The sequence below is a fragment of the Methylobacterium ajmalii genome, from assembly GCF_016613415.1.
Classification (GTDB): Bacteria; Pseudomonadota; Alphaproteobacteria; order Rhizobiales; family Beijerinckiaceae; genus Methylobacterium; species Methylobacterium ajmalii.
In genome coordinates, this window is record NZ_JACWCT010000045.1 from 24,879 (window position 1) to 37,150 (window position 12,272).

At 74.2% G+C, this 12,272-nt stretch carries 9 protein-coding genes and 1 pseudogene; 2 read left to right on the forward strand and 8 right to left on the reverse strand.

Annotated elements, in window-relative coordinates; all coding sequences use genetic code 11:
• Positions 1 to 102: 102 nt before the first annotated feature.
• The 3 genes from HPY23_RS08750 to HPY23_RS08760 are packed head-to-tail and all read right to left on the reverse strand — an operon-like array spanning position 103 to position 3,286.
• Positions 103 to 1,026, reverse strand: a complete 924-nt coding sequence (locus HPY23_RS08750; RefSeq protein WP_091889869.1) for an ABC transporter permease — start codon at positions 1,024 to 1,026, stop codon at positions 103 to 105.
• A complete protein-coding gene (locus HPY23_RS08755; RefSeq protein WP_091889872.1) occupies positions 1,023 to 2,162 on the reverse strand; it encodes an ABC transporter permease in 1,140 nt (379 codons plus the stop codon). Before HPY23_RS08755 ends, HPY23_RS08750 begins: the two co-directional genes overlap by 4 nt.
• A 23-nt stretch (positions 2,163 to 2,185) precedes the next feature.
• Complete coding sequence (locus tag HPY23_RS08760) at positions 2,186 to 3,286, reverse strand: BMP family ABC transporter substrate-binding protein (protein WP_091889876.1); 1,101 nt, start codon at positions 3,284 to 3,286, stop codon at positions 2,186 to 2,188.
• A gap of 377 nt (positions 3,287 to 3,663) precedes the next feature.
• Here HPY23_RS08760 and HPY23_RS08765 point away from each other — a divergent pair, with 377 nt between their 5' ends.
• Both HPY23_RS08765 and HPY23_RS08770 read left to right on the forward strand, forming a co-directional pair.
• Positions 3,664 to 4,422, forward strand: coding sequence for a GntR family transcriptional regulator (locus HPY23_RS08765; RefSeq protein ID WP_091889880.1), 759 nt, complete (start codon positions 3,664 to 3,666; stop codon positions 4,420 to 4,422).
• A gap of 58 nt (positions 4,423 to 4,480) precedes the next feature.
• Entirely contained in the window at positions 4,481 to 5,188 is a 708-nt protein-coding gene (locus HPY23_RS08770; RefSeq protein WP_060848264.1) for a cysteine hydrolase family protein, read from the forward strand.
• A gap of 155 nt (positions 5,189 to 5,343) precedes the next feature.
• Here the strand turns inward: HPY23_RS08770 and HPY23_RS08775 are convergent, their stop codons facing one another.
• The 5 genes and pseudogenes from HPY23_RS08775 to HPY23_RS08795 form a co-directional block, all read right to left on the reverse strand.
• The gene (locus HPY23_RS08775) at positions 5,344 to 6,510 is read right to left on the reverse strand and encodes a VWA domain-containing protein (protein ID WP_060848263.1); all 1,167 of its coding nucleotides are present in this window, start codon (positions 6,508 to 6,510) and stop codon (positions 5,344 to 5,346) included.
• Positions 6,507 to 8,819, reverse strand: coding sequence for a DUF5682 family protein (locus tag HPY23_RS08780; protein WP_091889883.1), 2,313 nt, complete (start codon positions 8,817 to 8,819; stop codon positions 6,507 to 6,509). Before HPY23_RS08780 ends, HPY23_RS08775 begins: the two co-directional genes overlap by 4 nt.
• Positions 8,820 to 8,826: 7 nt before the next feature.
• Positions 8,827 to 9,942: an ATP-binding protein gene (locus HPY23_RS08785; RefSeq protein ID WP_200601505.1), complete on the reverse strand. Its 1,116-nt coding sequence runs from the start codon at positions 9,940 to 9,942 to the stop codon at positions 8,827 to 8,829.
• Positions 9,939 to 11,513 (reverse strand): DUF5691 domain-containing protein, encoded by a 1,575-nt coding sequence (locus HPY23_RS08790; RefSeq protein WP_091889888.1) that lies wholly within the window; start codon positions 11,511 to 11,513, stop codon positions 9,939 to 9,941. Before HPY23_RS08790 ends, HPY23_RS08785 begins: the two co-directional genes overlap by 4 nt.
• A pseudogene (locus tag HPY23_RS08795) lies at positions 11,513 to 12,272 on the reverse strand (SWIM zinc finger family protein); the annotation flags it as partial. The pseudogene HPY23_RS08795 and the gene HPY23_RS08790, both read right to left, overlap by 1 nt.

Consider the following 12,272-nt stretch of genomic DNA (forward strand, 5'->3'; position numbering starts at 1 on the left):
CGACACGGCGATGCAGCAGCGTTCGGCGCGTCAGGTCCGGCGCCCCTTCGGGCTTGCCCGGCATTCTCGACCGAAGCCGTCCGACCACGCCGCGAGTTGCGTTCAACGCGACAGGCCGAGCTCGCCCGGCGCGCCCGCCAGCGCCCGGTCGGGCGAGGAGGTGGCGACGAGGAGCGCGAGGGTGAGGACGTAGGGCGCGGCGTAGAACAGGTAGTAGCCCGAGGACACGCCGACCGATTGCAGGGCGGGGCCCAGTGCGCCCGCGCCGCCGAACAGGAGCGCGGCGCCAAAGCAGGCGAGCGGATTCCAGCGGGCGAAGATGACGAGGGCCACCGCCATCAGGCCCTGGCCCGACGAGATGCCCTCGTTCCACGAGCCCGGGTAGTACAGCGACAGGTAGGCCCCGCCGATGCCCGCGAGCACGCCCCCCGCCATGGTGGCGAGCACCCGCACCCGCGTGACGGAATAGCCCATGGCCCGGGCCGCCTCGGCGCTGTCGCCGACGGCCCGGACCACCAGGCCGGCCCGGGTGTGGCGGAACGCCCACCACAGCACGACGCTCAAGGCGGCGCCGACGAGGAACAGCACGTTGACCCGCAAGGCCGCCTGGACCTGCGGCAGATCCGACCAGAACCCGAACGGGATCGCCGGCAGGGGCGGGGCCGAGGGCTGGATGAACGGCTTGCCGAGGAAGAAGGCGAGGCCGAGGCCGAACAGCATCAGGGCGATGCCGACCGCGACGTCGTTGACCCGCGGCAGCGAGCAGATCACCCCGTGCACGAGGCCGAAGCCGGCGCCGGCCAGGCCCGCCGCGGCGACGCCGGTCCAGGCCGAGCCGGTCAGGACGGCGGTGGCGTAGGCCGCCATCGCGCCGAAGACCAGGGTGCCCTCGAGGCCGAGGTTGATCCGCCCGGCCCGCTCGGTGATCGTCTCGCCGAGGCTGACGAACAGGAACGGGGTCGAGACCCGGATCGCGCCGCCGATCACCGCGAGCGGTACCGTCCAGAGGCCGAGATCCTGGCTCATGTCGCGGAGGCCTTCCTAGACGCCCAGAGATGCGGGCTGAAGATCTTGAAGCGCCCGTAGGCGGTCTCGCCGATCAGCAGGCAGAGGAAGAGGAGGCCCTCCAGCACCAGGATCGTGGCGTCGGGCAGTTGCATCCGGCGCTGGATCAGCCCGCTCGACGCCTCCAGGCCGCCGAGCGCGAGCGCCACCGGCGGGATCGCCAGCGGGTTGTGGCGGGCGAGGAACGCGACGAGGATGCCCGTGAAGCCGTAGCCGGCGGCGAGCGTCGCGTTGGCGTTGCCCTGCACGGCGACGACCTCGAAGAAGCCGGCCAGCGCCGCGCAGGCCCCCCCGAGCGCCGTGAAGCCGACGATCAGGCGGCGCACCGGCAGGCCCTGGATCTGCGCCGCCCGCACGTTGCCGCCGGCGATCCGGGCGGAGAAGCCGAGCGTCGTGCGCTCCACCAGCAGCCAGGCGGCGAGGCAGGCCAGCAACCCGGCGCTGAGGCCCCAATGCACGCCGATCCCCGGCATGGCTCCGAGCATGTTGGCCTCGCCGACCGGCAGGGTCGAGGGCTTGTTGAGGCTGGCGGGATCGCGCAGCGGCCCCTCGATCAGGTGGTTGGCGAGCGCGATCGCGATGGAGGACATCAGCAGGCTGGCGATCGTCGCGTCGACGCCGCGATAGGCCTTGAGCGCCCCGACCGCGCCGATCCAGGCGGCGCCCGCCAGCAGGGCGGCCAGCGCCATCGCGGCGACGACGAGGGGCGCCGGCAGGCCCGAGAGGGGAGGGGCCACGACCGCCGCCGCGAGGCCGCCGAGCACGATCGCCCCCTCGCCGCCGATCACCACCAGCCCGAGCCGGGCCGGCAGCGCGACGCAGAGGCCGGCAAACAGCAGGGGGGCGGCGCGCTGCAGGCTGTTCTGCCACGCGAAGGCCGAGCCGAAGCCGCCGCGCCAGACGAGATCGACCAGGGCGGCCGGAGACTTGCCGAGGGTGAGGAGGAACAGGCCGAACAGGGCGAGCCCGACGAGCACCGCGCCGAGCGGGATCGCCACCGCCTCGGCGCGCCGGGCGAGCCAGGCCAGGGCCCGGATCGCAGGCGCCGCCCGCGTCGCGGCGGCCGTGACGACCGAAGGGGCGGTCTCGGCGACCATGGCGGGACCTCCGGCGCCGCGGCTCACACCGCCCCCTTCACCCCGGCCACGAGATAGTTCGTGCTCTCGAGCTCGATCGCCTTCTCGGGCAGGCCCTTGCCGGCGGCGAGCACCTCCTTGCCGGTATTGTCCTTGAGCGGTCCCTTGATGATCTCGAAGCCGCCCTTCATCATCTCGGTCTTGACCGCGTCGGCGTTGCGCCGCGCCCCGTCGCTCACCGCCGGGCCGTAGGGGCTCATCTTGACGAAGCCGTCGGCGAGGCCGCCGCGCAAGAAATTCGGAGGGACGCGGCCGGCCTGCACGTCGGCGACGAAGCTCTTGTAGATCGGCAGCCAGTCCCACTCGGCGCCGGTGAGGTAGGTCTTGGGGGCGAGCGGCGACTGGTCGACGTGGTAGCCGCACACGAAGGCGCCCCGGCGGGCCGCGGTCTCGACCGTGACCTTCGGGCTGTCGACGTGGCAGGTGATCACGTCGGCGCCGCCGTCGATCAGCGCGTTGGTGGCCTCGGCCTCCTTGACGGCGAGCGACCATTCGCCGGTGAAGATCACCTGGCAGGTGATGCTCGGATCGACGCTCTGCGCGCCGAGCAGGAAGGCGTTGACGTTGTTGAGGACCTGCGGAATGGGCTTCGCCGCCACGAAGCCGATCTTCTTCGATTTCGAGGTGTGGCCGGCGACGATGCCGTTCAGGTACTGGCCCTGCGCGATGTAGCCGAAATAGGACCCGGCATTCTTCGGGTCCTTGTCGGTCCAGAGCCCGCCGCAATGCCGGAACTGCACCTTCGGGTTCTTCTTCGCCTCGGCGACCACGAAGGGGCTGAAGTAGCCGAACGAGGTCGGGAACAGCAGGGCCGCGCCGTCGAGGTTGATCATGCTCTCCATGGTCTTCTCGACGGCGTTGGTCTCGGGGACGCGCTCCTCCTCGATCACCTCGAGGCCGGGCAGGCCCTTGAGCGCCTTGGCGGCGACGGCATGGGCCTGGTTGTAGCCGTAATCGTCCTTGGGCCCGACATAGATGAACCCGACCGTCAGGGGGCCGGCGGCCCGCGCCCGCCCGGGCAGGCCGGCGAGGCCGAGGGCGGCCGCGCCGCCGAGAAGATGCCGCCGCGTGAGATCAGTCTTCATCACAGCTCTAGGCTCCGCCGGAGGGACATCCGTGCAACCCGAAGACTAGAACCGCGTGTCGTGACGGCGAAGCATGGAATTTCGGCATCGCTCCGTGACGGTCGCCCTCGGGCGGGCGGGGGATTCCGTCGGGATCGCCCAACTTTGCGACCGTGCATGCACAATCCCGCGCCAGGAACGAGTCCTCGGGGGCGACAGGCTCTTTCATCGATGGGAAGAATGGCGACCGGTCGGATGGCCGCCGGGACGTTCGCCATGTATGCATGGAGTCGCCAAGACTCGTTGCCCGGCCGGGTATCGACCCGCCCGGGTCCGTCCAGGGCCCGGCCCGTCAGGATAAGGCAGGCCGTTCCCCGTCCCGGAGGGCACCCGCGCCCGTGACCGTCACGAAGACCCGCGCCGAAACCCTCTCCGAGCGAATCGCCGACGAGATCCTGGCGGGTGCGCTGCCGCCGGGGCTGCATCTCGACGAGCAGGTGCTCGCCCGGCGTTTCGGCGTCTCCCGAACGCCGGTGCGCGATGCGCTGCGCCTGCTCAGCGGGACCGGGCTGATCGACATCCGCCCGCGCCTCGGGGCAACCGTCCGGACGGTGACGACCGAGGAACTCGACACCCTGTTCGTCGCCATGGGAGAGATCGAGGCGAGCTGCGCGCGGCTCGCGACGCTCTCGATGACCCGAGCGGAGCGCGCGGCCCTGCGGACGCAGCACGAGGCGATGGCCCGGCTCGCCGAGGCCGGCGACCGTGAGGCCTATGTCGAGGCGAACCTCGCGTTCCACGGCCTGCTCTATGCGGGCGCCCACAATCCGGCGATCGAGGACATCGCCCGCTCCCTGCGGCGGCGGCTGATGCCGTACCGGCGCGCGCAGTTCAACGCGCCGGGGCGGCTCGCGCGCTCGCACGCCGAGCACGACCTCGTGGTCCGCGCGGTGCTGGCCCGCGATGCCGCCGGCGCCAACGCGGCGATGCTCGTCCACATGAGCGTGGTCGAGGACGTGTTCGTCGACCTCGCCGGGGCCGTCCAGCGCGAGGGACCGGCGGAGGCACCCGCCGGGGCGGGCGGGACGCTCCGCCGGGAGCCCCGCCCGTCCGCTGCACGGCCTGCCCGAAACTCGCGCAGCGAGGCGCGCAGATGAGGCAGGCATCGTCGCCGGCATGCATACATGATGGCGGGACGACGCCCGAAGGACCGCCATGCCGCGCCCCGTCACCATTCCGGCCGAACCCGCCCCTCTGACGATCGACCTCGACGCGAGCGCGCTCGTCGTCATCGACATGCAGCGCGACTTCCTCGAACCCGGCGGCTTCGGCGAGAGCCTCGGCAACGACGTCTCGCTCCTCGCCGCGGCCGTGCCGGCCTGCCGGGCGCTGCTGGCCGCGGCCCGGGCCGCCGGCCTCCTCGTCGTCCATACCCGGGAGGGTCATGCCCCGGACCTCTCCGACGCGCCGCCCGCCAAGGTCGCCCGCGGCGCCCCGCGCGCCCGGATCGGCGAACCCGGCCCTATGGGCCGGATCCTGGTCCGGGGCGAGGCCGGGCACGCCATCGTCCCCGACCTCGCCCCGGCCTCCGGCGAGATCGTCATCGACAAGCCCGGCAAGGGGGCGTTCTACGCCACCGGGCTCGGGACGCTGCTGGAGGAGCGCGGCATCGCGAACCTGATCGTCTGCGGGGTCACCACCGAGGTCTGCGTCCACACCACCGTGCGCGAGGCCAACGACCGCGGCTACCGCTGCCTCGTCGTGTCGGATGCCTGCGCCTCCTACATCCCGGCCTTTCACGAGGCGGGCCTCGCGATGATCGTCGCCCAGGGCGGCATCTTCGGCTGGGTGGCCCCGAGCCCCGCCGTCGTACCCCTCGTCGCGGGAGGGGGCGGGATCGGCGGCGGATCCCGAACCGCTTGACCGTGCGACGGCGTGGTCGGGGGAGGGGGCTCGGACCCCGTTCCCTGGAGGCTGTCCAGGTTCCACGGATTGGAGGTGTGCCCGACGCGGACCCGAGGGACCCGAGGTGGATGTGCAGCCGCCTGTGATGGGCGCGCATCCCCGGGATGGGGCCGTCACCCCGCCCCGCCGCTCCCCGCCGCCGGCACCGCCGCGATGCCGGCGCCCGCCGCCCAGGCGGCGAGGTCCTGCTTGCGGATCGCCGCCGCCATCATGTCGGGGAAGAGGTCGGGCGTGCAGGCGAAGGCCGGCATGCCGAGGCCGGCGAGGCGGGCGGCGAGCGCCCGGTCGTAGGCCGGTGCGCCCTCGTCGGAGAGCGCCAGCAGGGCCACCGCCTGGACGCCGGCCCCGACGAGAGCTTGCGCCTGGGCGAGCAGCCCGGCCTCGACCCCGCCCTCGTAGAGGTCGGAGATCAGCACCAGGATGGTGTCCTCGGGCCGGGTGATGCGGGAGGCGCAATAGCCCATCGCCCGGTTGATGTCGGTGCCGCCGCCGAGCTGGACCGAGAACAGCACCTCGACGGGATCGTCGAGTTCGTCGGTGAGGTCGACGACCTGGGTGTCGAACACGACGAGGCGGGTCGAGACCGCGGGCAGAGAGGCCATCACCGCGCCGAAGATGCTCGAATAGACCACCGAGTTCGCCATCGATCCGGACTGGTCGATGCACAGGATCACGTCCTTGAGCGAGCCGCGGCTCCTGCGGCCGTGGCCCAGCCGCGTCTCCGGGATGATGGTGCGGTATTCGGCCTGGTAGTGGCGCAGGTTCGCCCGGATGGTGCGGTGCCAGTCGATCTCGGCGTGGCGCGGCCGGCGGTTGAGGCTGGCGCGGTCGATCGCCCCGGCGACCGCCTGGCGGACCGGCTCCTCGAGCCGCTTCATCAGCGCGTCGACCACCTTGCGCACCACGAGGCGGGCGGTCTCCTTGGTGCGCCCGCCGAGGAGGCCGCGCAGCGAGATCAGGGTCGAGACGAGGTTCACGTCGGGCTGGACCGCCTCCAGCATCTCGGGCTCGGTCAGCATCCGCTTGAGGTCGAGCCGCTCGAAGGCGTCGCGCTGCATCACCTGCACGACCGAGGCGGGGAAATAGTCGCGGATGTCGCCGAGCCAGCGCGGGACGGACGGGGCGGAGGCGCCCAAGCCTCCCTTGCGGTCGGAATCGTAGAGGGCGCCGAGCGCCCGGTCGAGGTGCAGGTCGCGCTCCGCGAGGGTGCAGCCGGTGCCCTCCGCCGCGCCCCCGCCGAGGACGAGGCGCCAGCGGCGCAGGCGGTCGGTCTCGCTCATGCTGCGTCTCCTGCTGCGTTTCCGGTGGCGGTCGCGGGGGCAAGGAGCAGGCGCAGGATCGGCAGCACGGCCGCGGCGCGGGCCGCGTCGAAGCCCTCGGGGCCCTCCGCGCTTCCGGCACTGGGGCCGCCGCCGCGCGCCAGGGTCTCGCCGATCGCCCTCCGCTCGGCCGGGGCCAGCGTCGCGAAGGTGCGGCGCACGAGCGGCAGCAACTCGGTGAACAGCGTTTCGTCGAGGCCCGACAGCCAGTCGTCGACGACGCCGAGCAGGCCCTGCCCGTGGATCAGGACGGTGCCGCTCTCCTCCAAGAACCCCTCGATCCAGGCGGCGGCCGGCCCGGCCCCGGAGGCCCGCGACAAGGCCAGGCGCAGGCGCGTGCCGGCCTCCTCGGCGTCGATGGCGCGGTCGTCGAACAACAGCCGCACGGCCCGGCCGACGACCCGGCCGTGGACGTGGTCCTGGTCGGCGAGCGCCCGAAGCGCCTCCCGCCAGGTCGCCTTGAGGCTCAGGTCCTCCAGGAGCGCCACCGCACCCGAGACGGCGACGAGGTGGGCCTTGGCGCTGCGGGCCGCGTCGTCGTCGAGGCTCTGGCAGGCGGCGACGAGGCCCGCGGCGGCCCGGGGCACCAGCCCCCGCACGACGGCGAGCACCGGCTCGGTGTCGGAGGAGCGCACCGAGCCGTAGCGGGCGAGCTCGGCCAAAGCCGGCAACGCCTCCATGAGGTCGAACACGTCGGCCGAGACCGCGGCGCGGTCGTCCAGCGCCCGGGTGACCTGCGCGGTCGCCTCGGGCAGGTCGGCGTCGAGCAGGGTGCCGATGAGGCCCGACAGGTCGGCGACGCGTTGCGCGCCCCGGGCCCGAGTCTTCACTCTCGAAGCAGCGGCCTCGGCGACCGTGCCGCCCTCGGCCGAGGCCGCCACCAGCTCCACCACCCAGTCCGGCTGCCAGGCGAGGAACCACGCCTCCTTGAAGGTGCCGCGCCCGCGCGCCTCGCGCCGCGTGCCCCAGGGCACGCCGATCAGCGCCAGCCGGTTGAGGAAGTGGCTGCGGGAAAGATCCGTCTCCTTGCGCAGGTCGAGGACGAGGTCGCCGGCGGACGCGCCGGGCTTCAGCCGCAGGCGCTTGCACTGCGCCTCGAAGTCGGCCTCCACCGGCGTGCCGGGGCTGTCGGGCGGGGTGGCGCCCAGCCTTTCGCCGATGACGAGCTTGCGCCGGATCAGCCCCATCGGCCCCGGATCGGCGAAGCAGAGGGTGGCCTGGGTCGCCTCGTCGAGGTCGTCGAGGGAGGGCCGCGAGCGCCCGCGGAAGGCGGCCAGCGCCTCGGCGAGGCGCGCCGCCTCGATCACCGAGGCCGGGGAGGCGTCGAGGTCTTCCTCGCGCAGGAGCGCGGCGGCCCGGGCGAGCCAGCGGGCGGCGACCCGGCCCTCGTGGTGCCAGAGCGTGTCGTACCATTCGGGTGAGAGCACCCCGGCGCGGTAGCCGGATGCGGTCGCCAGCCGCTCGTAGGACCAGGGCGCCCAGGCGGCGGCGACCCTGGTCTTGGGCAGCCCCTTGAGGATGGCGGTGTCGGCGGTCGCCTGGCCCCTGGCGTCGTGGCGGGCCAGCGCCGGGACGTGCCAGGCGCCGCAGATCACGGCGATGCGCGAAAACTCCTCCTTGGCGGCCTTGCGGATCGCCGTCCGCATGTGGGCCTCGCGGGCCTCCTCGCGAAGGCCGTCCTCCGGATCGGGGTCCGCGCCATCGCGCAGGGCCACCATCGCCTCACCGATCGCCGCGAACACGTCGCCGTCGGCGCCGGCCCGGCTCTCCACCAGGGCGTCCCACCAGCGCTCGCCGTCCGGGTAGCCGGCGGCGGCGGCGAGCTCGCCGAGGGGATCGCGGCGGATCGCGGCCGGGGCGGGCAAGGCCCCCGCGGGCTCCTCGGCCGCGTCAGCGACCGGCTCGGCCTCGATCGGCGCAGTCGCGTCCTCCGGCGGCGTACCGAACCCGTCGGCCAGCTGGTGGGCGTGCGGCAGGTCGATGAAGCGGATCGTGGCGCCTGCCGCCAGCCCGTGGCGCATCGCCACCCATTCGGGCGAGAACGCCGCGAAGGGGAAGAACGCGCAGTCGCGCGGCCGGTCGGGCCGGTAGACGAGGAGCGCCACCGGCGGCGCCATCGCCTCGTGGGCGGCGAGCGGGATCAGCGCGTCGGCATCCGGCGGGCCCTCGATCAGCAGGCAGTCGGGGGCGAAGTCGGCGAGCGCCGCCCGGAGCGAGCGGGCCGAGCCGGGGCCGTGGTGGCGGATGCCGAAGAGGCGGATGTCGGGCATCGTCGCCTCACGCGCCCGCGCGGGCGGCCTTGTAGAAGTCCTTCCAGCCGTCGCGCTCCTTGACCACGGTCTCGAGGTATTCGCGCCAGACGATCGCGTCCTGGACCGGGTCCTTCACCACCGCGCCCGCGATGCCCGACACGAGGTCGCCCGCCGAGAGGCGGCCGTCGCCGAAATGCGCCGCGAGCGCGAGCCCGCTGCCGACGACGCTGATGGCCTCCGCCGTCGAGAGGGTGCCGGAGGGCTGCTTGACCTTGCTCTTGCCGTCCACCGTCACGCCCTCGCGCAACTCGCGGAAGATCGTGACGACGCGGCGGATCTGCTCGGCGCCCGGCGGCTCGGCCGGGATCTCGAAGGCGCGCCCGAGCGAGGCGACGCGGCTCTCGACGATGGCGATCTCGGCCTCGATCGTCGCCGGGGGCGGCAGCACCACGGTGTTGAAGCGGCGCTTGAGCGCGCTCGACAATTCGTTGACGCCGCCGTCCCGGTTGTTGGCGGTGGCGATGAGGTTGAAGCCCTTCTGCGCCGGCACCTCCTCGTTCAGCTCGGGGATCGGCAGGGTCTTCTCGGAGAGGATGGTGATGAAGCTGTCCTGCGTCTCCGAGGGGATGCGGGTCAGCTCCTCGACCCGGGCGATGCGGCCCTCGTCCATCGCCCGCATGATCGGCGAGCCGACCACCGCCTCGCGGCTCGGCCCCTTGGCCAGCAGCAGCGCGTAGTTCCAGCCGTAGCGGATCGCCTCCTCGCTGGTGCCGGCGGTGCCCTGCACGATCAGCCGCGAGGTGCCGCAGATCGCGGCCGCCAGGTGCTCGCTGACCCAGCTCTTGGCGGTGCCGGGCACGCCGAGCAGCAGCAGCGCCCGGTCGGTGGCGAGGGTGGCGACCGCCACCTCCATCAGGCGCCGGTCGCCGATGTATTTCGGGGTGATGGCGAGGCCCGAATCGAGCCGGCCGCCCATCAGGTAGGTGACGACGGCCTGCGGCGACATCCGCCAGTTCGGCGGACGCGGCCGGTCGTCGGCCCGGCACAGGGCGGCAATCTCCTCGGCGAAGGCGTCCTCGGCGGCCTGGCGCAGCTGCGCGGCCTTGCGCCCCGTCGCATGGGATCCGGTGCTCGACGTCATCCTCGGGCGGTCTCCTCGGTCGGGGTTTCGAACTCGCGCCGCATCGCGACGCGCAGGTCCAGGGTCTCGGAGAGGGCGGTCACCTGCGGGCGCAGGCGGTCGCCCTCCTGTTCCGGCAGCCGGGCGGCGAGGGCCGCCGCGCTCGCCGCGACATCGTCGCTCGGCCAGAGCCGCTCGCCGAGGCGGCCGATCACCCAGGGCTTGGCGAGGTCGCGCCTCAGGTCGTCGGAGCCGCGGGTGACGAAGGCGAGCCAGTCCACCAGCGCGGCGCTGAAGCCCTCCGAGAAGGCCTCGGGCCCGCTGCCCAGCATCGCCAGCACCACCTCGATCTTGCGGGCGCGGATCAGCTCCGTCACCGCGGCCTCCCACTCCGCGTCGGGCAGGAGGTCGACGGCCCGCACCCAGCGGCCGATCAGCTCGTTGGTGCGGCGGACGCCCGCGACCTTGCCCTCGCAGGCCTCGGCCAGGAGATCGATGGCGGCCCGGGTCCAGTCCGGGTCGCGCTCGCGCGCGATGGTCTCGAACAGCCCCTTCAGGATCGGCTCGGACCACTCGCCCCGCAGCGCGAGTTCGAGCCACAGCCGCGGCGGGTGGCTCGCGAAGGCGCGCAGCGGCGTGCGGGCCAGGATGTCGCGCAGGAGCCCGGCCCGGATCCCGCCGCCGCGCTGCTCCCACTGGTTCGGCGTCACCCCGTCGCGGGCGAGCGTCGGCGAGTCCTCCGGCAGGGTCACGACGAGGTCGTGCGTCGCGCTGCGCAGAAGGCGCGTCTTGGTCTCGATCACGAGCGCGGTCGCTGCCCGCATGGCCATGCGCGAGGCGTAGAGCGAGCCGGGGAGATGCGGCAGCAGGCGCTGCGCCGCCTCGCGCACGCCGCCGGCCCGGTCGTCGAGGCACGCTTCGAGGAAGGGCTCGTCGGCCGGCGACAGGCCGGTGGCCAGCGCCCCGACCAGGGCCTCGCGCATCTCGGCCTTCTCCTTGCGGAAGACCGGCTCCAGGGCGGCGCGCGCGCCGTCCGGGTCGCGGGCCCGGAAGGCCGCGAAGGCGGCGCGGCGCTCCGCGAGGCTGCCCGCGGTCCAGTCGTCCGGCGCCTCGTCCGATTCATCCTCGGGCGCCTCGCCGCAGGCTCCGGCGAGCCAGGCGAGCTCGGGGCCGACGACGTCCTGCGCGGTCTCCGGCAGGGAGCGCACCTGGAGCATCAGGGCCTGGTGCAGCCAGGTCGGCGGGCGCATTCGCGCCGCGGCGGCGAGATCGAACCATTCGCCCAGGCGCTCGCGGGCGGCGTGGCCGCCGCCGAGGAGGCCGTAGAGCCGCATCGCCGCGGCCGGCGGGCAGTCGCGCCCGGCCGGTTCCCGCGGCGCCAGCGGCGCCATCGCGTCGGGCGCGAGGTCGAGGCCGGCGAGGTGGTGCAGTCCCCCTGCCGCGAGCCGCGCCAGCAGGGCGGCGCCGGGATCGGGTTCGGTGATCAGGTCCGCCAGGGGGCCGGGCGGGGCGGGCGGCGCCCGCTCGGCACCGAGGAGGGCGGCGGCGAGGATCGGCTCCCAGCCGTCGGCGGCGGTCACGGTCGCGTCCATCACGCCACCTGCAGCAGCACCGGCTGCGACGCCTGGGCCGGCATCGCGTAGAGGCGGCCCTGCGCCACGAGGGCGAGGGGCGCGACGCCGTGGCCGTCATGAAGGCCGAACAGGTCGAAGGGGTGCCCGCCCGCCACCGCGATCAGGCTCGGCAGGCGCGCATCGGCCCGCAGCGGCAGGCAGCCGGTGTCGTCGCCGACCGCGAAGGCCGGGGCGCCGCCGGCCGGGCCCGGCAGCCGGCCGAGCCGCACGCCGGAGAGCCGTACCGGCCAGCTCTCGGTCCAGGGTGCCTGCGCCAGCACGGCCGTAAAACCGTCCCGTGCCGCCGCGACGGTGCCGCCTCCGGGCAGGCTCGCGGCGGTGGCCGGGCCGGCGCGGCCGTCCCGGAAGAGGGCGCGCAGGGGCGGTGCGCCGGGATGGAAGGCGAGCGCGCCGGAAAAGTCCTGGCCCGCGGCGGGGGCCGGCGGCAGGGGCGAGCCGGCGGTGCCGTAATCGAGCACCTGCGCGACCGCGCCGCTGCGGCGGCCGACGAGCCAGACCGCGCGGGCGGTGAGCTTGTCCTCCTCCTCGACCGTGTGGGCGAGGACCGCCCATTCGTCGGCGTGGTCCGGCCGCGCCGCCATCTCCTCGGCGGCGACGGGATAGCCGAGCGCGGCGCGGGCACCCGCCGCCTGCTCGGGCGAGAGCGCGTCGAGGCGGCGCGCGGCCCGCGCCAGGAGGGCGATGCGTCCGAGCGCCAGGCCCAGGGCCGCCTCCGGC